This window comes from Olleya aquimaris (assembly GCF_003259525.1).
GTDB classification, from domain to species: domain Bacteria; phylum Bacteroidota; class Bacteroidia; order Flavobacteriales; family Flavobacteriaceae; genus Olleya; species Olleya aquimaris.
The window spans coordinates 1-19,804 of record NZ_QLLO01000002.1; the positions used below are offsets into that span (position 1 = coordinate 1).

Annotated in this window: 25 protein-coding genes and 1 tRNA gene; 13 read left to right on the top strand and 13 right to left on the bottom strand. The window is 31.4% G+C overall.

The features are described from left to right. The 7 genes from LY08_RS02635 to LY08_RS02665 all read left to right on the top strand — a co-directional run. Positions 1-1,013: gliding motility-associated C-terminal domain-containing protein (locus LY08_RS02635; RefSeq protein WP_146603192.1), on the top strand; the 1,013-nt coding region annotated here is incomplete at its 5' end. 70 nt (positions 1,014-1,083) lie between these two features. Then, the gene (locus LY08_RS02640; protein WP_111658896.1) at positions 1,084-2,016 is read left to right on the top strand and encodes a PorP/SprF family type IX secretion system membrane protein; all 933 of its coding nucleotides are present in this window, start codon (positions 1,084-1,086) and stop codon (positions 2,014-2,016) included. An 18-nt stretch (positions 2,017-2,034) separates the two neighbouring features. Beyond that, positions 2,035-3,948: an OmpA family protein gene (locus LY08_RS02645; RefSeq protein WP_111658897.1), complete on the top strand. Its 1,914-nt coding sequence runs from the start codon at positions 2,035-2,037 to the stop codon at positions 3,946-3,948. 118 nt (positions 3,949-4,066) lie between these two features. Continuing rightward, positions 4,067-4,603 carry an isopentenyl-diphosphate Delta-isomerase gene (idi, locus tag LY08_RS02650; RefSeq protein ID WP_111658898.1) on the top strand — a complete coding sequence of 179 codons (537 nt, stop codon included), beginning with the start codon at positions 4,067-4,069 and terminating at the stop codon, positions 4,601-4,603. Next, positions 4,587-4,997 (top strand): 6-pyruvoyl trahydropterin synthase family protein, encoded by a 411-nt coding sequence (locus LY08_RS02655; protein ID WP_111658899.1) that lies wholly within the window; start codon positions 4,587-4,589, stop codon positions 4,995-4,997. Before idi ends, LY08_RS02655 begins: the two co-directional genes overlap by 17 nt. 94 nt (positions 4,998-5,091) lie before the next feature. Then, the gene (locus tag LY08_RS02660) at positions 5,092-5,361 is read left to right on the top strand and encodes a hypothetical protein (RefSeq protein ID WP_111658900.1); all 270 of its coding nucleotides are present in this window, start codon (positions 5,092-5,094) and stop codon (positions 5,359-5,361) included. A 58-nt stretch (positions 5,362-5,419) separates the two neighbouring features. Further along, positions 5,420-5,493 (top strand) — tRNA-Thr (locus LY08_RS02665). 330 nt (positions 5,494-5,823) lie between these two features. Here LY08_RS02665 and LY08_RS02670 read toward each other — a convergent pair. The 4 genes from LY08_RS02670 to LY08_RS02685 all read right to left on the bottom strand — a co-directional run bounded on the left by LY08_RS02670 (position 5,824) and on the right by LY08_RS02685 (position 10,315). After that, entirely contained in the window at positions 5,824-6,522 is a 699-nt protein-coding gene (locus tag LY08_RS02670; protein WP_111658901.1) for a DUF4369 domain-containing protein, read from the bottom strand. Positions 6,523-6,574: 52 nt separating this feature from the next. After that, entirely contained in the window at positions 6,575-7,882 is a 1,308-nt protein-coding gene (locus LY08_RS02675) for a DUF819 family protein (protein WP_111658902.1), read from the bottom strand. A 422-nt stretch (positions 7,883-8,304) separates the two neighbouring features. After that, positions 8,305-9,231: an alpha/beta hydrolase gene (locus LY08_RS02680; protein ID WP_111658903.1), complete on the bottom strand. Its 927-nt coding sequence runs from the start codon at positions 9,229-9,231 to the stop codon at positions 8,305-8,307. A 493-nt stretch (positions 9,232-9,724) separates the two neighbouring features. Then, positions 9,725-10,315, bottom strand: a complete 591-nt coding sequence (locus tag LY08_RS02685; RefSeq protein ID WP_111658904.1) for an alpha-ketoglutarate-dependent dioxygenase AlkB family protein — start codon at positions 10,313-10,315, stop codon at positions 9,725-9,727. A gap of 53 nt (positions 10,316-10,368) precedes the next feature. Between LY08_RS02685 and LY08_RS02690 the strand changes: the two genes are divergently transcribed. Beyond that, positions 10,369-11,034 (top strand): M15 family metallopeptidase, encoded by a 666-nt coding sequence (locus tag LY08_RS02690; protein ID WP_111658905.1) that lies wholly within the window; start codon positions 10,369-10,371, stop codon positions 11,032-11,034. Positions 11,035-11,089: 55 nt separating this feature from the next. On the opposite strand, the gene LY08_RS02695 is transcribed toward LY08_RS02690, so the two are convergent. The 4 genes from LY08_RS02695 to LY08_RS02710 all read right to left on the bottom strand — a co-directional run bounded on the left by LY08_RS02695 (position 11,090) and on the right by LY08_RS02710 (position 14,450). Beyond that, complete coding sequence (locus tag LY08_RS02695) at positions 11,090-11,461, bottom strand: VOC family protein (protein WP_111658906.1); 372 nt, start codon at positions 11,459-11,461, stop codon at positions 11,090-11,092. Between the two features lie 198 nt (positions 11,462-11,659). Beyond that, positions 11,660-12,856 (bottom strand): peptidylprolyl isomerase, encoded by a 1,197-nt coding sequence (locus tag LY08_RS02700; RefSeq protein ID WP_170120595.1) that lies wholly within the window; start codon positions 12,854-12,856, stop codon positions 11,660-11,662. A gap of 42 nt (positions 12,857-12,898) precedes the next feature. Then, positions 12,899-13,441 carry a gliding motility-associated peptidyl-prolyl isomerase GldI gene (gldI, locus tag LY08_RS02705; protein ID WP_111658908.1) on the bottom strand — a complete coding sequence of 181 codons (543 nt, stop codon included), beginning with the start codon at positions 13,439-13,441 and terminating at the stop codon, positions 12,899-12,901. After that, positions 13,431-14,450, bottom strand: a complete 1,020-nt coding sequence (locus LY08_RS02710; RefSeq protein WP_111658909.1) for a DHH family phosphoesterase — start codon at positions 14,448-14,450, stop codon at positions 13,431-13,433. The genes gldI and LY08_RS02710 overlap by 11 nt, the downstream gene beginning before the upstream one ends. Positions 14,451-14,594: 144 nt before the next feature. Here LY08_RS02710 and LY08_RS02715 point away from each other — a divergent pair, with 144 nt between their 5' ends. Then, entirely contained in the window at positions 14,595-15,014 is a 420-nt protein-coding gene (locus tag LY08_RS02715) for a nucleoside-diphosphate kinase (protein WP_111658910.1), read from the top strand. A 126-nt stretch (positions 15,015-15,140) separates the two neighbouring features. On the opposite strand, the gene LY08_RS02720 is transcribed toward LY08_RS02715, so the two are convergent. The 5 genes from LY08_RS02720 to recF form a co-directional block, all read right to left on the bottom strand. After that, positions 15,141-15,332, bottom strand: a complete 192-nt coding sequence (locus tag LY08_RS02720; RefSeq protein ID WP_111658911.1) for a cold-shock protein — start codon at positions 15,330-15,332, stop codon at positions 15,141-15,143. A 167-nt stretch (positions 15,333-15,499) separates the two neighbouring features. Beyond that, positions 15,500-15,691, bottom strand: a complete 192-nt coding sequence (locus LY08_RS02725) for a cold-shock protein (RefSeq protein WP_111658912.1) — start codon at positions 15,689-15,691, stop codon at positions 15,500-15,502. Positions 15,692-15,803: 112 nt separating this feature from the next. After that, positions 15,804-16,100 (bottom strand): DUF721 domain-containing protein, encoded by a 297-nt coding sequence (locus LY08_RS02730; protein ID WP_111658913.1) that lies wholly within the window; start codon positions 16,098-16,100, stop codon positions 15,804-15,806. Continuing rightward, positions 16,100-16,510: a lipocalin family protein gene (locus LY08_RS02735; RefSeq protein WP_111658914.1), complete on the bottom strand. Its 411-nt coding sequence runs from the start codon at positions 16,508-16,510 to the stop codon at positions 16,100-16,102. Before LY08_RS02735 ends, LY08_RS02730 begins: the two co-directional genes overlap by 1 nt. Before the next feature lie 147 nt (positions 16,511-16,657). Beyond that, complete coding sequence (recF, locus tag LY08_RS02740; protein ID WP_111658915.1) at positions 16,658-17,737, bottom strand: DNA replication/repair protein RecF; 1,080 nt, start codon at positions 17,735-17,737, stop codon at positions 16,658-16,660. A 133-nt stretch (positions 17,738-17,870) separates the two neighbouring features. Here recF and LY08_RS02745 point away from each other — a divergent pair, with 133 nt between their 5' ends. The 4 genes from LY08_RS02745 (at position 17,871) to LY08_RS02760 (ending at position 19,802) form a co-directional block, all read left to right on the top strand. Continuing rightward, positions 17,871-18,641: a tetratricopeptide repeat protein gene (locus tag LY08_RS02745; protein WP_111658916.1), complete on the top strand. Its 771-nt coding sequence runs from the start codon at positions 17,871-17,873 to the stop codon at positions 18,639-18,641. Positions 18,642-18,644: 3 nt separating this feature from the next. Further along, positions 18,645-19,124, top strand: a complete 480-nt coding sequence (ribH, locus tag LY08_RS02750) for a 6,7-dimethyl-8-ribityllumazine synthase (RefSeq protein WP_111658917.1) — start codon at positions 18,645-18,647, stop codon at positions 19,122-19,124. A 167-nt stretch (positions 19,125-19,291) separates the two neighbouring features. Next, positions 19,292-19,510, top strand: coding sequence for a hypothetical protein (locus LY08_RS02755; protein WP_111658918.1), 219 nt, complete (start codon positions 19,292-19,294; stop codon positions 19,508-19,510). Positions 19,511-19,520: 10 nt separating this feature from the next. Then, a complete protein-coding gene (locus LY08_RS02760; RefSeq protein ID WP_111658919.1) occupies positions 19,521-19,802 on the top strand; it encodes a riboflavin synthase subunit beta in 282 nt (93 codons plus the stop codon). The last annotated feature ends 2 nt before the right edge of the window (positions 19,803-19,804 follow it).

A 19,804-nucleotide genomic window follows, 5' to 3' on the forward strand; every position in this document is an offset into this window, starting at 1 on the left:
TAGCAAATGGAACAGATCCTAACGATCCATGTGATTTTAACGTAGCAGATATTACAGAGCCATTTGGTAATGACTATTTAATAGAAGATTGTGATGGAGATGGTGTTACTAATGGACAAGAAATAACTGATGGTACAGATCCTAACGATCCTTGTGATTACTTATCATCAAGTCAAGATATTAATGCAGTATCATTAGAATGGGAAGCATTAGATTGTGATGGAGATGGAGTAATTAATGGAACTGAGTTAACAGATGGTACAGACCCATTAGATCCTTGTGATTTTATCACTTCAAGTACAACAGTACCTCAATCTGCTGAATGGTTAGCTGGAGATTGTGATTTTGATAACGTACCAAATGGAGTAGAATTCCCATTCGGAGATACAGATGGAGATGGTAATCCTAACTGGTTGGATCCTGATGATGATGGGGATGGTGTAGATACAATTAATGAAGATTATGGTGATGTTGATGTGTCTGATGGTGAAGTAGATCCAACAGGAGATGACGATCCGACAAATGATGACACAGATGGGGATGGTATTCCAGACTACTTAGATACAGACGATGATAATGATGGTATTTTAACTGAAAACGAGTTTCCTGATCCAAATAATAATGGAATAGGTTTTGGTGACGATGCAGTGGATAGTGATGGTGATGGTTTACCTGATTATTTAGATGTAAATAATGCTTCTCCTTCGGAAGATGATTTAGAAATATTCAATGCGGTAACCCCTAATGGAGATGGTGATAATGATGTTTTTGTGATAAGAAATATAGAATTATATCCAGAAAACACTGTTAAGATTTATAACAGATGGGGAGTAATAGTTTTTGAAACTAAAGGTTATGCTCAAAATGGTAATTTCTTTACAGGAGAATCCAATGGAAGAGTAAACGTTGAAGTTGAAAAACAATTACCAGTAGGTACTTACTTCTATATTGTTGAATACAATAAAAATGGAGAAACTAAATCAAGAGCTGGATATCTATATATTCAACGTTAATAATAATTAAGAAAGAGATAGCCTGAATAGGCTATCTCTAATTAAAAATATAATTTTACCTTTATTTATAATGAGAAATAAAATTTTAATTTTAGTCGTTCTAATAAGTTCTATAAGCTTAGTAGATGTGTCTGCTCAACAAGATGCACAATACACTCAGTACATGTATAATACAATGAGTGTTAACCCAGCTTATGCAGGTCAAAGAGATGGTTTAAGTGCATTACTTTTGTACCGTACACAATGGGTTGGTTTAGATGGTGCACCAGATACAGGTACTTTTAATATTCATTCTCCTTTAGGAGGAGACAATAAAGTAGGTTTAGGCTTATCTGTAATAAATGATAGAATAGGACCAACACAAGAGACTTATGTAGATATTGATTTTTCTTATACAATCCATACGTCTGATGAAGGTAGATTATCATTAGGTTTAAAAGGTGGTGGACATTTATTAGATGTAAGATATTCTGAGCTTAGTCAATACAACAATGGAGACGTATTACTACAATCAGACATAGAAAATAAATTTTCTCCTAATGTTGGAGCTGGTATTTATTATCGTCAGGCTGACAGATGGTATTTAGGGTTATCTGTTCCAAACTTATTAGAAACCACTCATTTTGATGAAGCTTCTTTATCTCAAGCTAAAGAAAGAATGAATGCTTATTTAATGGGAGGTTATGTATTTGATATAAATACTGATGTAAAGCTTAAGCCAGCCTTTTTAGTTAAAGCTGTTTCTGGAGCACCATTACAAGCAGATTTAACATTAAATGCCTTATTTAGTGAAAAATTCACTTTTGGATTAGCTTATCGTTGGGATGCAGCAGTAAGTGGTTTGTTCGGTTATCAAATTTCAGATAGTTTCCTTTTAGGACTTGCTTATGATAGAGAAGTTACAGATTTAGGTCAAACAAAATTTGATGCAGGGTCTTTTGAAGTTTTTCTAAGGTTTGAACCAAGAGATGTTACAAAAATTTTATCACCAAGATTCTTCTAATAATTGACAATAATAATTATGAAAAAAAGACTTTTACTTTCTACTTTAATTACTATACTAACATTTAACGTTTCTTTCTCACAAAAAGATGGTATAAGTAGTAGTGCTGAAAAAAAATATGATAACTTATCGTATGTTGCTACAACCAAAGAATTATTAAAATTGGTTGAAAATGGCAATAAAACACCTGAAGTTTATAAAAAACTGGCTAATGCGTATTATTTTAATACACAGATGGAAGAAGCTTCAAAGTGGTATGGAGAGCTATTTAAGCTAGATGCTGTAGTTGAATATGAATATTACTACAGATATGCTATGAGTTTAAAAGCAATTGGTGATTATGAAAGAGCCAATGCTAATATGAAAAAGTTTGCAGTTTTAAAGCCAGACGATTCTAGAGCAATTTTATTTTCAAAATCGCCAAATTACCTGGAAACTATTGAAGCTCTGTCCGGAGATTTTGAATTAGAAAATTTAGATTTCAACTCACGTTTTTCAGATTTTGGTACTTCTTTTTATAAAGGAGGAATTGTATTTGCTTCATCTAGAGGAGATGGTAAAATTTACAAATGGAACGATCAACCATTCTTAGATTTATATTATATTGGTAGAGATGATAATTCAGCTAAACCTTTTTCATCTACATTAAATACTAAGTATCACGAATCTTCAACAACGTTTACTCAAGATGGTAACACAATATACTTTACCAGAAATAATTATTATAAAGGTAAAGTAAGAAAAAGTGATGAAAAGGTAAACGGACTAAAGATTTTTAGAGCAGAATTTATAGACGGAGAATGGGCAAATATTACTAGTATGCCTTTTAATAATGATGATTATAATGTAGCTCATCCTGCTTTAAGTTTAGATGAATCTAGATTGTACTTTGCTAGTGATATGCCAGGTACACAAGGTAAATCGGATATTTACTATGTAGATATTTTAGAAGACGGAACTTATGGAGATCCAGTTAATTTAGGAAGTAAAATAAACACAGAAGGAAGAGAAAACTTTCCATATATTAGTAATAATGGGACATTGTACTTCTCTTCAGATGGACATGTAGGATTAGGAGGTTTAGATATTTTTATGACTAAATTAGATGATCCAACGCAAACGGTTACAAATCTTGGTAAACCAATTAACAGTTCTAGAGATGATTTTGAATTTATCATTGACGAATTCTCAAATGAAGGATATCTAACATCAAATAGATATAACGGTAAAGGAGATGATGATATTTACAGATTTTCAAGATCATTCTGTACACAGTTAGTTTCTGGTACAACTGTAAATAAAGAAACTAATGCAATAATACCTTATGCAAGTGTTGTTGTGATTAATGAAAAAGGTATCGAAGTACAAAATTTAACTTCAGATCAAAATGGATCATTTAGCTATGAAGGTCCTTGTAACAAACAAAAATATAATATAATTGCATCAAAGGACGGTTATATACAATCGGATCAGACATTTATTGTAGATCCTACTAAGAAAGAAGATGTAGTTTTAAAGTTAAATTTAACTCCAGAAACGACCAAACCAGCAGATGTTGGAAGGGACTTAGTAGAAGTATTAGATTTAAAACCAATTTATTTTGATTTTGATAAGTCTAATATCAGACCGGATGCAGAAGTAGAGTTGTGGAAAGTAATTAATTACATGAAAAAGTACCCAACTTTAAGAATTGAAGTACAATCACATACAGACTCTAGAGCATCTGACGATTACAACATGGCGTTATCTAACAGAAGAAATGTAGCAACTAAGCAATATATAATTAAAAAAGGAGGTATATCTCCAGATAGATTAGAAGGTAGAGGATATGGTGAAACTATGTTAGTAAATAGATGTAGTAATAGTGTAGAATGTACAGAAGACGAACATGACTGGAATAGAAGAAGTAACTTTATAGTTATTAATAGATAATTATAATTAATTCAATAAAAAAAAGCATCTCTGTTAGAGATGCTTTTTTTATTAAAATTAACTTAAAACAAAAATTTCCAAAGGTCTAATCCTTAACTTTGTATATCAATTAAAATTAATGGAAGAAGAAAAAGTAATATTAGTCAATCAATTTGACGAGCAAATCGGGCTAATGCCAAAGATGGAAGCACATGAAAAAGCAGTCTTACACCGTGCTTTTTCTGTGTTTATTTTTAATGACAAAAATGAGTTGATGCTTCAACAAAGAGCATTAAGTAAATATCATTCACCGGGTTTATGGACTAACACTTGTTGTAGTCACCAACGTGATGGAGAATCTAACATAGAAGCTGGTACCAGAAGATTACAAGAAGAAATGGGTTTTGTCACAGAATTAGAAGAGAAGACTTCGTTTATTTACAAAGCCCCTTTTGATAATGGCTTAACAGAGCACGAATTAGATCACATTATGGTTGGTAATTACCAAGAAGACCCAATAATTAATAAAGACGAAGTAGAAGCTTGGAAATGGATGTCTTTAGAGGATGTTAAAAAAGATATAGAAGTTAAACCAGAATTATATACAGCTTGGTTTAAAATTATATTTGATAAATTTTACAATTTTATAAATATCAATCATGAAAGTAACAGTTAGTAGAAAAGCACACTTTAATGCAGCACATAGACTGTACAGAAAAGATTGGTCTTTTGAAAAAAATGATGAAATCTTCGGAAAATGTAATAATCCAAATTATCATGGACATAATTATGAGTTAATTGCAAGTGTTACTGGTGATATAGATAAAGAAACAGGATATGTTATAGATGTTAAGATTTTAAAAGATATTATTAAAACTGAAGTTGAAGACGCTTTTGACCATAAAAACCTAAATGTAGAAGTTGAAGAGTTTAAAAACCTAAATCCTACAGCAGAAAATATTGTAGTTGTTATCTACAACAAAATTAAAGCTAAGTTAAAACCTAACTTAGACCTTGAAGTAACACTTTACGAGACACCTAGAAACTTTGTAAGTTATTCTGGTAAATAACCTCAATCAATTAAATAAAGGCTTTAAAATACGTATAAATAGTTCTAATTTGGAACTTTATATGTAGCTTTGCAGCTAAATAAATTTTAAAATTATGGCAAATAAAAGAGACCTAAAAAAAGACATTAATTACGTTTTAGGAGATATTATTGAAGCAGTATACATTTGGGAGTACTCAAACACAAATAAAGACACTAAAAAAAGTGAAGCTATTATTGATGATGCAATAGATACCTTTGACGATTTGATAGCTAAAACTAATGCTAAAGATGTAGAGAATAAAAAAGCTCATTTTAATGCAATTAAAAAAGAGCTTGAAGATAAAGGTCGTGCATTAATTGACAGAATTAATAAGTTAGGATAATCCAATGAAAAAAAGTTTGCATATTTAATTTTCAGAATTATATTTGCCAACTCTTTTTGCCGATGTAGCTCAGCTGGCTAGAGCAGCTGATTTGTAATCAGCAGGTCGTGGGTTCGAGTCCCTCCATCGGCTCTTTGAAGCTTCTCCATGTTGAGAGGCTTTTTTATTTAAAAAAATTATCATCGATCAAAAATTGAGGGACGAGAAGTTTATACTGAGCGTAGTCGAAGTAAGTCCCTCCATCGACTCTTTGAAGCTTCTCCATGTTGAGAGGCTTATTTTATTTCAAAAAATTAACATTGATCAAAAAATTGAGGGACGAGAAGTTTGTGCTGAGCGTAGTCGAAGTAAGTCCCTCCATCGTCTCATAGTTTATTATCTAAGTAAAGAAAAATATAACAACTAAAAAAAGCCATTTAAAATTTAAATGGCTTTTTTGTTGTTATTGGAATAGTAAATCTACTATTGTTCTTGTTCTTTAATTTTTGAAATATAGGTCTCTAAAGCTTTTCCGTATTTTGAAGCTTTTATTTTTGGTGTCAAAACAGAATTAATAGTATCTAAATATTTAATATTAGCATCATATATTTCTGAAAGTGCTAAATAAGGAGACACCTCACTATCTTTATGGTTAACTGCAAAATTGGCAGTAAATAAATATTTTCGTTTTGTAAAATTGTTTAAGACAGTTTCTGTTTGTTTTAATTTTAAACTATCCTTGTCTCTAGCTGCTTCTAACATTTGTTTAGTAAGTTCTAGGTGTTTATTGTTAAACTTACCTATCATGGCTAAATATTCTTCTAAGGTTTCGTGCTGTTTAGATCCTTTAATTTTAGCATCGTAAGCAAAGTTTTTAAGAGTCGTATTAATTTCTGTTAACCCTTTGTCAGCAAAAAATGAAATACGATCATCCTCTTTAGTGTTTTTGTTTAAATACAAATAAAACATCTCAGGTTCTTCAATGTCAGATTGTAAAGTAAAATCTGGAGAACCGTTAATACTAATAGAATCTACTGTAACTAATAAAGTGTCTTCAATTTTTTTAAGATAAATAGTACCTTTTTTTAATCCTTTAACTGTACCTTTTACTGTCAGTTTATCAGCATCAGTTCCACAAGAGAATAGAGAAACTAAGATTAATAATGCAATAATTTTTTTCATTTAAAACTTGTTTTTAAGCGTGCGCAAATATCAAATAAAATTTACAGAAATACTAACCACCAGAAGCTAATTGCATTAAAATTGTGCAACCTATTGCAGCTAAAGTTCCTACAGCATATCCAACAACTGCTAACAGGACACCAACCGTAGCTAAAGAAGGATGAAATGCAGATGCTACAATTGGCGCAGATGCTGCTCCACCTACATTGGCTTGACTACCTACTGCTAAAAAGAAATAAGGCGCTTTAATAAGTTTAGCAACACCAATAAGCAATAAAGCATGAATAGTCATCCAAACTAAGCCAACAGCTATTAAACCTAAATTGTCAAAAATGGAAGCGATATCAATTTTCATTCCGATAGTTGCAACTAAAATGTATATAAAAACACTGCCAAATTTACTGGCTCCAGCACCTTCATAGTTTCTTGCTTTGGTAAAGGATAGCACTATAGCTAAAACAGTAGCAATACTAATCATCCAGAAAAAAGTACTATCTAGAAAAGTAAGTGTGTTTTTCCAGGTTGGTGACTCAATATTAGAGACAACTTCTCCAAAAAATGGTGCTAAAAAATTAGCACCTAAGTGTGCAATACTCACAGTTCCAAAACCTATTGCACCTAATATCATTAAATCTGTTAGTGACGGATTTCGTTTTACACTTTCAGAAAAAGTAGATACTTTTTCTTTTAGTTCTTCTATAGAAGATGTATCTGCTTTTAACCATTTGTTTATTCTAGCGCGTTTACCAATTCCTATTAATAACAAAGCCATCCAAATGTTAGCTACGACTATGTCTACAAAAACCATTTTTCCGTATTCTGCTTGGTTGTATTCAAATATTTCAAGCATAGCAGTTTGATTGGCACCACCACCAATCCAACTTCCTGCTAGTGTAGATAAACCTCTCCAAACAGCATCTGGACCAGCACCACCAACTGTTTCTGGTGAGAAAATAGAAATTAATAATATAGCAATTGGACCACCAATAACAATACCTATAGTACCTGTAAAAAACATGACTAATGCACGCCAACCTAAATTAAAAACAGCCTTTAGGTCAATACTTAGAGTCATTAATACTAATGCAGCAGGTAGTAAATAACGACTTGCAACATAATATAAATTGGTTTTGTGTTTAATAACATCTCCAGCATCACTTGTGGTTTCCCATTCTGGAGCAATTAATCCGATGGTTGTTAATACTGCAGGTAGCATATATGCCATAAAAAGACCTGGTACAATCTTGTAAAATTTTTCCCAAAAGCCACCTTTTAAAGATTCGGTATAAAAAATCAAACCTAAAGCTAGCATCAATACGCCAAAAATAACGGTGTCGTTGGTAAATAGTGGTTCACTCATAATGTTAGTTTATTTATCGCAAAATAATCAAATAAAATGGTTAACAAAAGGTTTAAAATTAAAGTTTGGCACAACAATTGATTTATATAGAGTGTAATCAATTATGATGACTTTTTATTACAAGGTGTGGTTACCTTAACAAAAACGAGTAATGATTACATTTGGTTGGTTAGTATGGAAAAGCACCCTTTTTAGGGTGCTTTTTCTATTTATAACTTTAGATTTTTTTTAACACTTAAGCGTGTAATTATCTGTGATTTGGCACGACAATTGTAATATAGAAAGTGTAATTACTTATGATGACTTTCTTTCTAGGTGTGGTTACCTAATTGAAACGAGTAGTAATTATCATATTTTTGGTTGGTTAGTATGAAAAAGCATCCTTTTAGGATGCTTTTTCTGTTTTATTAAGTGTAGTTTGATTATTTGTTGATAAACAAAACTATGCTATCAATAAGCTCTGGTGCTAAAGGTCTTTGTGATTCGTTATAAGATTTAGAATTGTCTAAATCGCCACCAATAATTGTTACTAGCACATGATTCATGTTTTCAATAATCTTTAATTCTGCTTTTGGTGATGCTTCTTTTAAAAGCAAAGCTTCAGCTTCACTTACTTGTAAATCTTTGGTTCCGTTAATGATTAATGAAGGCATGTCTAAAGTCTTCATTATTTCAGTTGGATTATAGGTCATCCAATTCATTATAAATTTCTGAACATCTAGATTAAAGATTGAAGATAGTGCCAATGGGTAATCTGTAGTTGTTTTTCCTTCCTTTAAAATTTTAAACACACGTTTAGTGTCTTCTGTAAATTGCGGAGCAGTTTTTTCTACTTGTTCTAAAATAACATTATCTATAGTTTGACCAGCTCCTGCTAAGGATACAAAACCATCTGCTTTACCTTTTGCAGCAAGCATACCAACCAAACTACCTTGACTATGTCCTACGACAAATATTTTATTATACTTGTTTTGCTGTTTAAAGTAGTCAATAACAGAGGACGCATCTGTAACAAAGTCGTCAAACATAATGTCTTTATCCACCTTGTTTTCTCGTATTTGTTTTACAACGCGTTTATCATATCTAAAGGTTGCAATATTATTAGTAGTTAAACCAATTGCTAGTTTTTTTAGGGTATTACTTTTTAAAAAATTCTGATTTCCGTTTCTATCTGTCGGTCCAGATCCAGCAATTATAATAGCTAGATTAGGCTTGTCAGTATTATTTGGAAGTAATAATGTACCTTCTATATGCTTATTTATAACTAGGTCTTGAGAAGAATAATCCTGTTCTTGAGCAATTACTGAAACAGAAAACAAGGTAATAAATACTAGAAAATAGGTTTTCATATAATAAATGTTTTAAATGTTTATTCAAATAAAATGCCAATATGGATTTAATGCTAATCAAATTTACATTAAATTTTTAAGCGAATGGATTAAATTACATTGAATAAAAATGTGTTTTTAAACGATTTTAAGTACAATTTAATCGGTAAATGTTAAAATTTTATGCATTTCATCGATTTTTAATGTTTTTTATCGCAACCAATGAGAATAAGTTTTATGTTTGATATGTACTAAGAATTACATACTTTTTAGTTCAATGGATTAATTAATTAATATTTGCATCCGTTAAGTTGATATAGAGACCCTAAATCTAACCTAATACAAAAGATGCCAAATAGCAAAAAGCCAAGGTTGAGGGACCTTGGCTTTTATGTTTTTAAAACCCAAACTTTTAAAGCACGCAGTGCGCATAAAAGTTTGTTGGTTTTTAAAATCTCGTTTTTGTTTCGGGATTTCATCCACACATTTATGGTTAAAACCTAATGTTTTATTCTTATTTAATGACTCTAAACGTTAAATTAATTCTAGGCTTCACTACCTTTTTTGTTTTTGCAATTTGATGCAACCAATGGTGTTGGGTTTCGCCTTTCATTAACAGTAGACTGCCATGTTCTAGTAATAGTTTATGTTTTAAGTTTTTATTTCTGTGTTTTAAATTAAAGTATCTGGCTTCACCAAAGCTTACCGAAGCGATTGTTGGATTTTTACCCAATTCTTTTTCGTTATCTGCATGCCAACCGTTACTATCTTGTCCATCTCTGTATAAATTTGCAAGACAGGTGGTAAAAGTTTTCTCAACGTGTTGTTCAACTCGTTGTTTAATTTCGCTTAAAGCGGAATTAAATACGTGTGGATGCATTGTTATATTAGAATAGCTATAGGGTTTGTTGTTATCTGCAAACAAAGCAGTTAGTCTAGGCTGTGCGTAGGTTTTTCCAAAAATTGTTATATCATCTTGTTGCCAAGGGATGTCATTTAATAACACTTTATAAAACTGATTTGCTTCTTCTTGATTAAAAAAGTTAGGAAAGTAGCTTATTTCTGCATCTGGTAAATTCAGCTTTATTTCTTCATTAAATAGCATGACAATCTTTAGTTGATTTTTATTTTTTAAATTTAGCCTATAAATAATTAATCATGAAGTTTAGCCTAGCACTTTTACTAACATTTTTTACTACTATTTGTTTTGCACAATTACGTGAAGGATTTGTTTATGCTCAGGATATTATTGAAGATTTAGCAGTAGAATTAAGGTATTGTAACGACAATAATTTTGTTGGACAACAAATAGATGGTTATCATAAAGAAGTGGTTATAATGACCTCTCAAGCAGCTTCTGCTTTACAAAAGGTACAAGACACTTTAAAAAAACAAGGGTTAGGGCTTAAAATTTTTGACGCGTATAGACCGCAACGTGCAGTTAACCACTTTGTGCGATGGGCAAAACAGGTTAATGATACCCTTAAAAAACAAGAGTATTATCCAAATGTAGATAAGCGACATCTGTTTAAAAAGGGCTATATCGCTTCAAAATCTAGACATAGTAGTGGTAGTACTTTAGATATAACTATTATCAATCTTGAAACAGGAGAAGAGTTAGATATGGGCACACCTTATGACTTTTTTGGTCCAGAATCGTGGGTTGAAAATAAAAACTTAACTAAGCAACAACAAGCTAACAGACAATTATTGCAAAAAGTGATGTTGTCTAATGGTTTTAGAAATTATCCGCAAGAATGGTGGCACTTTACATTAAGAGGAGAGCCTTATCGTAATCAATATTTTGATTTTCCAGTAGAGTAGGCTAAAGGCTAATTTGCTACAAAGTAGTACTAAAAGCCAAGAGCTAACAGCTTAACTAGACGTGTTGATCTATTAAAATAGCATTTCCATCTGGATCCAAAACCACAAAACTAGCTGGACCAGAAGTGTTTTCATCAGCTTCTGTAACAAAAGGGACGTTGTGTTGCTTTAAATGTTTTTGGATGCTTCTAACATCGTCAAAATCTTCTAATTTATTAGCACTTTCATCCCAACCAGGATTAAAGGTTAAAATGTTATTGTCAAACATTCCTTGAAATAATCCAACTAAAGCGTTGCCATTTTTCATGATTAAATAATTTTTTTCGGGTTGTCCTGCAAACACACTAAATCCTAAATTTTCGTAAAAAGCTTTAGAGGTATTTAAATCTTTAACTGCAAGACTTATTGAGAAGGCTCCTAATTTCATAAGGTTGTAAATTTTAAGTTAGTTGTCTGGAAAGTTATGAAATTTTTTGGAGTGTACTTTTTAAGTTTTAATAATTTAAACTATAGTGAATGAATTAATTATATAACATACTTTACATATTAGAAATTAAAATTCAGAGTATTTAAATCAAAAAAGCACTCCGAAGAGTGCTTTTCAAAAATTTATATTTTAAGAAATTTATTTTTTCTCTAATCCTACAATTTCTAAATCAAAAATGATATTAGCATTAGGTGGTATTGGTCCATTTCCTGAAGCGCCATAGCCTAAATAACTTGGTACAAATATTCTGGCTTTGTCACCAATATCCATATTTAACATAGCTTCTCTAAATCCTGGGACCAAAGTTGCAGACTCATTATAAGGCATACCAAATGGTTTGTAAGCGCCTTGTTTGTCTGCATCTTCATTATATTGGTTAGCTTTTTTAGCGTCCTCAGCTCTGGTAGTCCAGAAAAAAGTTCCGTTTTCTAAGTAACCTGTACAATCTATCAATACTCTGTCTGATGCTTTTGGTGTCACACCATTAGGTTTAGCATCTAAAATCATCACTAATCCAGTTGAAAACTCTTTAACTTCTCCTTTTTTATCAGCATTGTCTTTAATAAACTTATCTGCTGCTTCTTTAGCTTGAGCTTTCATTTTTTCTTGCATTTCTGCTTTTAGGTCTTCTAATTTTTGTGGTAGTAATGGTTCTTGCTCTGTAAATACTTTTGCTGCATCAAAAGCTTTAGCGTCTTTTCCTTTACGGATAATATTAACTTGTTGCATCACAACGTCGTCAACAGGTGTGGTCCCTCTAGGTCCAGCAACTGGTACATTAGAAATAGTGTCTTGTACATCTAGTCCTAAAACTAATTCTCCAAACACAGGATGACAACTAGTTCTTGGTGCATTACAATTTTTTAAACTTCCATCTGCTAAAAAGGCGTCCAAGTTTGTTCTTGGGACTTCTGTTATAAAAAACTGACTTCCATTAGTATTAACTCCACCTGAATTAGCCATAGATAAAATTCCTGCTTTATTGTGACTTAATGATGGGTCAAACTCGCTATAAAACTTAAATCCTGCGCTTCCCATTCCTGTTCCAGTTGGGTCACCACCTTGTATCATAAATTTGTCCATTACACGATGAAAAATTACTCCATTGTAAAATGGTTTTCCTTTTAATGTGTCTGCTAACTTTGGGTGTGTCCCTTCGGCTAAACCAACAAAATTGGCTACGGTTACTGGTACTTTATCGTAATATAATTTGGCTACCATAGTTCCGTAATTGGTTACAATTTCGGCATATAATCCTTCCTCTAAATCTGGGTATTTATCTTGGCAAGACGTGCTAGATAGGCTTACCATAAGTGCAATAATTATTAATTTCATTGTGTTAAATAAATTATTCATTGTATTAAATTGGGTTTAATTCTAATCTTTTTGGGTTATCGAATGTACAGAAACTTCACAAATTATTGGAATGTTGGTTCCTATTTTATTTTCATCTCCATAATAACCATAAGCTTTTTGAGATGGGAAAATAAACGTAGCAGTTTCACCAGCTTGCATTAATTTTAAACCTTCACGAAGTCCACTAAACAACTCTTGTTGGTCCATTGCATAGTGTTGTGTTTGAAGTTCTTCTTTAGTGTAAATAGTGTTTCCGTTTAGGTCTTTAACGTTGTAGTCAAACTTTACAAGGTCGCCAAACTCTGGAGTAGCTGTACTATCTTCAACTTTAGTATTATAATAATACCAAAATCCGTTACCTGATGTTTGATAATTATTTTCTGGTTGCTTAGCCATAATAGCTTCAATAACCTCTGTTTCTTTTTGGTTTAATGCTTTGTTGCGTTCAACAGATTCATTAATAAAAGACCCGGAATTTACAGAAACAGGTTTACGGGCTTCAGGTGTTTTACAACCTAAAACTGTGCTTAATAATACTATTAAAATAACTAGGTTACGCTTCATGTAATGCAATGTTGTATTGTGGTAATATACTAATAAATTTTTCAACGGTTTTATCTAGAGTCGTGTCACTTTTTCCCCCTGCAGCATTGGTATGTCCTCCTCCTTCAAAGTGCGCTCTAGACATTTCATTTACAGAAAAATCACCTTTAGATCGTAATGAAATTTTAATAATGCCTTGCTGCAAATCTTCAATAAAAATAGCTGCTAAAACAACGTTGTTTAATGATAAGGCGTAATTTACAAATCCTTCTGTATCTCCTTTTTTATAATCAAACTGCTGTAATTCTTGTTGTGATAAAGTAATATATGCAGCTCTAGATTCTGGTACAACTTTTAGATTACTTAGCGCACAACCTAACAGTTGCATACGGTTATAGCTATTAGTGTCATACACTTGATTATGTATCATTGTATTATCTGCACCTTTATCTATTAAACTAGCAATTATCCTATGGGTTGCACTGGTTGTTGATCTAAATCTGAAAGATCCAGTATCTGTCATAATACCAACGTAAATGGCAGTTGCAATATTGCTATCAATGATTTTTAAACCATCTAAATAGTCAATAAAATTATAAATCATCTCACACGTAGAGCTCATACTAACATCACTATAAGTGTATTTGGCAAACCCATCGGGTTGTTGATGGTGATCAATCATTACTTTTAATGCTGTATTATTGGTTAAAACAGTTTCCATGTTTCCCGTTCTGTGAAACGCATTAAAGTCTAAAGCAAAAATAAGATCTGCTTCATCTAATTTTTGATTGCAATCTTCCTGCTGAGATTCATATTTTAATATTAAATCCTGACCTGGTATCCATTTTAGAAAATCTGGATAGTCATTTGGTACAATAACAGTAGCTAAATGGTTAGTTTTTGTTAGGTAATGAAACAACGCTAAACTAGAGCCAATAGCATCTCCATCTGGATTTTTATGACTAACTATTACAATTTTTTTAGGCGAATTAAGTAGCGATTTTAATTCTGAAATTTCTTGTGTATTCATAGCAGACGAATATACAAATTTTTAATAATGGATAATATTGTTTTTCTTAATAAATACCTTACTTTTGCACAAAATTAACAAGCACGTTTTTAAATAGTAATTGGGCTTGTTTTTTAAATGAATTAGATAACATAAAATTAAAAAATGGCAACTAACAGAACATTTACAATGCTTAAGCCTGACTCTGTTGAAAAAGGGCATATTGGCGCAATCTTAGAAAAAATTAACGCTTCAGGTTTTAGAATCGTTGCAATGAAATTAACACAAATGACAAAGCAAGATGCCGAAGCATTTTATGCAATACATAACGAAAGACCATTTTTTGGTGAGTTGGTAGAGTATATGACACGTGGTCCTATTGTTGCAGCAATTTTAGAAAAAGAAAACGCAGTTGAGGATTTTAGAACCTTAATTGGTGCCACTAATCCTGCAGATGCAGCAGAAGGGACTATCCGTAAGTTGTATGCAGCTTCTATCGGAGAAAATGCAGTACACGGAAGTGATAGCGATGAGAATGCAGCTATTGAAGGTGCTTTCCATTTTTCTGGACGCGAGATGTTTTAAGCTTAAAACGATATAGAATTAAAAAATCCAGCGTTTAGCTGGATTTTTTTTGTTTACAAGTGTTATTAAACAATAAAAGCCTCTCCAATTGGAGAGGCTTTTACTTTTAAAGATATATACTAGTCGTTAAACAACTTTAACGTTAACTGCGTTTAATCCTTTTTTACCTTCTTGTAAGTCGAATTCTACATCGTCACCCTCACGGACTTCGTCGATTAATCCTGAAATGTGTACAAAATGGTCTTTGTCTACACCTTCTTCTGTTATGAAACCAAAACCTTTAGCGTCATTGAAGAATTTTACTGTGCCTTTACTCATTGTAATAAAATTTAATATTAATTATTTAATTGGTTGCAAAGATGGTGCCATTAAATTTAATAATCGCTATTTATTTGGTTTATTTTCAATTATTTACGTTTTGACACAAAAAAAGCCTTTCCATATGGAAAGGCTTTTGTGTAAAGATTGAAATAGAAAATATATAATTATACTACTTTTACATTTACTGCGTTCATACCTTTTCTTCCTTCTTGTAAGTCGAATTCTACAGTATCTCCTTCACGAACTTCGTCGATAAGTCCAGAGATGTGTACGAAATGGTCTTTGTCTGATCCTTCTTCAGTTATAAAACCGAATCCTTTTGAATCATTGAAAAATTTTACTGTGCCTTGAGCCATTGTAATAAAAAAATTTGTTAATAATAGTTTCAAAGATAGAATATATAATGTTAATTGAACATTATTTTTAAAATATTTCAAAAAAATATTTGCATTCTTGAATTTTTTTCAATTACCTTAAAACCAGTTTTTTAATAATCTCTTTACCTAACTCTTCATTTAATAATGTTATAATTTTTTGGTTACCATAACTTAACTCTTCCCGTAAAGCGCTAGAACTTAGTTGTATGTAAAGCGTATCTCGTTTTAATTCTATTGCTGTAGTATAGTTATTTATACCATTTCCCATAAGTTTAGCCCAAGCCTCTCTAACATTGACTTTGTCTAATCCTTTCTCTAAATTATTTTCGGTTACAAAATCTTTTAAAGCATCAGAAATATTTAATATGGTGTTATTGCGTTTTGGCATTATTCAAGTGTAATAGGTGTGTAGCGTTGATATAAATATAAGTCTTTATTCTTGTTTATGACTTGTAATTGATTGTTATTAGCATGTAAAATGGTTTCTTTCCAATTAGAAAAAGGTGTTTTATAATACAAGTTTAGACTATCCTTTTCAACTTTTACAGTAAAGCGTTCTAAATTATTTGAGGTTTGAAATGTTCCATCTAAATTAGGTTTCATTTTTTTTCTAAACCCAGTTGTATCATTAATTTCAATATAATCTACAGTATTATTGAAATTGTATTGTTTTTTTGTTCCATCATTTAGTGTCACTTCTTTAATTTCCCAATACCCTGTAACGTGTTGCTTAATATCATCTGGATTTTTAGTACAACTTACTATTAAGATTAGTAGTATGTAGTATAGTTTTTTCATCTTCTGTTTACGTATTTCGACTGCGCTCAATATAAACTCCAGTGATTTTTTTTTAATTATTAATTCTATTTTTAAACAGATTGCTTCGTTTTACTAACAATAACAAGTCCGAGTAAGCAACTTTATAAACTTTAAATACTTTCAACTTTATAATTTAAAAATTTCATAAGATTGATGCACTTGTTTTACTGCATTTTCAGTTCGTTCTGCATGTGTATCACTAATAAAAATTTGTCCAAAATTTTCATCATTTACTAATTTTATAATTTGTGCCACACGGGTTTCGTCTAACTTATCAAAAATATCATCTAAAAGTAAAATAGGATTATCTCCACTAATTGCTTTAATACTGTCAAATTGAGCCAATTTTAAAGCAATTAAAAATGATTTTTGCTGTCCTTGACTTCCAAATTTTTTAATAGGATAATCACCAATATTAAACTCTAAATCGTCTTTATGTATCCCAACACTTGTATACTGTAGGGCTTTGTCCTTATTAATGGATTGATTTAAAAGCGTGTCTAAATTATCTTCAAATAAATCGCTTTTATAATTTAAAAACACATCCTCATTATTATTGCTTATTGCTTTGTAACGTGCTTTAAATAAAGGAATAAAACTGTCTAAAAAGGCTTTGCGTTTTTCAAAAATTTCTGATCCGTATTGTTGTAATTGCTGATTGTATACTTCAATAGTATCCTTATTGTAGGTGTGATTAACAGCGAAATATTTTAATAACGAGTTGCGCTGAGACAGTATTTTGTTGTAATTAATCAAACTGCTTAAGTAGCTTTTGTCACTTTGGCTAATAACACCATCTATAAATTTACGTCTAGTGTCACTACCTTCTGTAATTAAATCTCTATCTGCTGGACTAATAATAACTAATGGTAAAAACCCAATGTGGTCGCTAAATTTATCATAAACCTTACTATTGCGTTTGATAATTTTTTTCTGTCCTTTTTTTAAACTAACTACTATGTTTTCTGTCTTTTGGTCTTTGTCATACTCTCCATTGATAACAAAAAAATCTTGATCGTATTTTATATTTTGTTTAGCTACAGGATTAAAGTAGCTTTTACCAAAGGATAAATGATAAATAGCATCCAGCACATTAGTTTTACCAACACCATTATTACCTACCAAACAATTTATAGTCTCGTTAAACGAAAAGGTTTTGGAGTCAAAATTTTTATAGTTTAAAAGCGATAAAGACTTTAAAATCATAGAATTAGTACTAAAAGAATGTGCTTTATTAAGAATAGCCTGATAAGGATGTGCAAATTATTGAAAATTATCAAATAATAACCTTTTATTTATAAAGAAAAATTATATTTTTGTGCGCATTAATAAAACTAACATGGCGACTTACAAGAAAAGAGGATACAAACCAAAAACAAAAGTAGAAAAGGAAATTGAAGTAGAAGAAAACTCGGCAACTGCAGAAGTTTTTAATACTTTAGATGAATCTGCTAACAAAGCAGAAGAGTTTGTAGAGAAAAATCAAAAAAACATCTTTATAGTTATTGGTGTCGTAGCTGGATTAGCTTTAGCATACTTAGGATATCAACAATTTATAGCGAAGCCTAAACAAAGTGAAGCTATGAATGAAATGTACCAAGCTCAACAATTTTTCAACGAAGCTGTAACTGCAGCTACTGGTCAAGATTCTTTATATAATTTAGCTTTAACAGGAGGTGAAGGTAAATTAGGGATGACAGATATCGCTGATCAATATAGTGGGACTCAAGCTGGAAACCTTGCTAATTACTATGCAGGAATGGCTTACTTAAATATTAAAAATTACGAGCAAGCTATTGCTTATTTAGATAAATTTAAAAGTGATGACGAAGCTTTAGCACCTATGGCTAAAGGCGCAATTGGAGATGCATTTATGCAATTAAACCAAACTGAAGATGCTTTAAAGTATTACACAGAAGCTGCTAACTTACGTCAAAACGACTTTACAGCACCAACCTACTTATTTAAAGCTGGTGTTACCGCTTTAAATTTAGGTCAAGCATCAAAAGCACTAGACTTATTTAATAAAATAAAAGATAACTATCCAAAATCACCAGAAGCTACACAAGTAGAGGTGTTTATTGGAAAAGCACAAGCAATGTCAAACTAGACTATGGCAACAACAAATTTATCTGCATACGATAAAGCATCAATCCCAAACGGAAAGCAATTTCGGTTTGGGATTGTTGTTTCAGAATGGAACGATACTATTACTCAGGGCTTATTAGAAGGCGCAAAAAACACCCTTTTAGAACATGGTGTAAAACCAGAAAATATAGTGGTTTGGGATGTGCCAGGAAGTTACGAGTTGATTTATGGTTGTAAAAAAATGCAGGAGCAAATGGTTAACGCTGTTATTGCAATTGGTAGCGTAATACAGGGCGAAACTAAGCATTTTGATTTTGTTTGTGAGGCTGTAGCACAGGGTATAAAAGATCTAAATATTACTCGTGAAACTCCAGTCATTTTCTGTGTATTAACAGATAACACTATGCAACAAGCAATTGACCGTTCTGGTGGAAAACACGGTAACAAAGGTGTGGAAGCAGCTGTTGCAGCTTTAAAAATGGCTGAGCTACGTAGAAACGCTTAAAAATTAGTGTTCTTTAATTAGTTTATCGTTTTATTCTGCTACTTGTTATTTCAAAACAATAACTTATGGGTCGATACAACTTGTTAACAATTTTTAGCATTCAGAATCTGTGGTTCTGTAGTATTTTCAGTATTTTTGAGTAGATTATACATTAAAACTATTCTAGTTTGTTTACTCAGAAAAAAAATAAAAAGTTTAATTACCAAACACGCTTTTCTAAAGACAACGATTCTGCTACTAAGCTTAAAGAAAGCATGAACTCTAGTTGGAATGATGCCAGAAGAACAAGCTCTAGCAACAGAAAAAATTATACTTTATTTCTGCTTTTAGGCGTGTTAGCATTACTAGCCATTTTAATGTATTACTTAGAAACAAAAATTAAATAGACCATAAGTTATGGGTTTTCTATCTAGAAGAAAAAATAAAAGATTTGATTACACACCTCGTTTTTATAAAGGTGAAGGTAATCCGTTTGAAATCAAGCATAAATTTGATGAACACAGAACCACTGTAGGTGAAAATCCTGGCTTAAAAGGTAAATTTAATAATGCTTTAAACGAACTAAAAAGTAATCCAGATAGAGAGGCCAATCGACGTATTTTATTGATTGTTGCTATATTGGTTTTTTTGTTTTTTTTACTAATAGGTTTCGATTTATCCATATTCTTCCCTAACTAAAC

Coding starts and splice junctions, on each gene's coding strand:
- LY08_RS02640 (WP_111658896.1), top strand. CDS start 1,084: ATGAGAAATAAAATTTTAATTTTAGTCGTTCTAATAAGTTCTATAAGC.
- LY08_RS02645 (WP_111658897.1), top strand. CDS start 2,035: ATGAAAAAAAGACTTTTACTTTCTACTTTAATTACTATACTAACATTT.
- idi (WP_111658898.1), top strand. CDS start 4,067: ATGGAAGAAGAAAAAGTAATATTAGTCAATCAATTTGACGAGCAAATC.
- LY08_RS02655 (WP_111658899.1), top strand. CDS start 4,587: ATGAAAGTAACAGTTAGTAGAAAAGCACACTTTAATGCAGCACATAGA.
- LY08_RS02660 (WP_111658900.1), top strand. CDS start 5,092: ATGGCAAATAAAAGAGACCTAAAAAAAGACATTAATTACGTTTTAGGA.
- LY08_RS02670 (WP_111658901.1), bottom strand. CDS start 6,522: ATGAAAAAAATTATTGCATTATTAATCTTAGTTTCTCTATTCTCTTGT.
- LY08_RS02675 (WP_111658902.1), bottom strand. CDS start 7,882: ATGAGTGAACCACTATTTACCAACGACACCGTTATTTTTGGCGTATTG.
- LY08_RS02680 (WP_111658903.1), bottom strand. CDS start 9,231: ATGAAAACCTATTTTCTAGTATTTATTACCTTGTTTTCTGTTTCAGTA.
- LY08_RS02685 (WP_111658904.1), bottom strand. CDS start 10,315: ATGCTATTTAATGAAGAAATAAAGCTGAATTTACCAGATGCAGAAATA.
- LY08_RS02690 (WP_111658905.1), top strand. CDS start 10,369: ATGAAGTTTAGCCTAGCACTTTTACTAACATTTTTTACTACTATTTGT.
- LY08_RS02695 (WP_111658906.1), bottom strand. CDS start 11,461: ATGAAATTAGGAGCCTTCTCAATAAGTCTTGCAGTTAAAGATTTAAAT.
- LY08_RS02700 (WP_170120595.1), bottom strand. CDS start 12,856: ATGAAATTAATAATTATTGCACTTATGGTAAGCCTATCTAGCACGTCT.
- gldI (WP_111658908.1), bottom strand. CDS start 13,441: ATGAAGCGTAACCTAGTTATTTTAATAGTATTATTAAGCACAGTTTTA.
- LY08_RS02710 (WP_111658909.1), bottom strand. CDS start 14,450: ATGAATACACAAGAAATTTCAGAATTAAAATCGCTACTTAATTCGCCT.
- LY08_RS02715 (WP_111658910.1), top strand. CDS start 14,595: ATGGCAACTAACAGAACATTTACAATGCTTAAGCCTGACTCTGTTGAA.
- LY08_RS02720 (WP_111658911.1), bottom strand. CDS start 15,332: ATGAGTAAAGGCACAGTAAAATTCTTCAATGACGCTAAAGGTTTTGGT.
- LY08_RS02725 (WP_111658912.1), bottom strand. CDS start 15,691: ATGGCTCAAGGCACAGTAAAATTTTTCAATGATTCAAAAGGATTCGGT.
- LY08_RS02730 (WP_111658913.1), bottom strand. CDS start 16,100: ATGCCAAAACGCAATAACACCATATTAAATATTTCTGATGCTTTAAAA.
- LY08_RS02735 (WP_111658914.1), bottom strand. CDS start 16,510: ATGAAAAAACTATACTACATACTACTAATCTTAATAGTAAGTTGTACT.
- recF (WP_111658915.1), bottom strand. CDS start 17,737: ATGATTTTAAAGTCTTTATCGCTTTTAAACTATAAAAATTTTGACTCC.
- LY08_RS02745 (WP_111658916.1), top strand. CDS start 17,871: ATGGCGACTTACAAGAAAAGAGGATACAAACCAAAAACAAAAGTAGAA.
- ribH (WP_111658917.1), top strand. CDS start 18,645: ATGGCAACAACAAATTTATCTGCATACGATAAAGCATCAATCCCAAAC.
- LY08_RS02760 (WP_111658919.1), top strand. CDS start 19,521: ATGGGTTTTCTATCTAGAAGAAAAAATAAAAGATTTGATTACACACCT.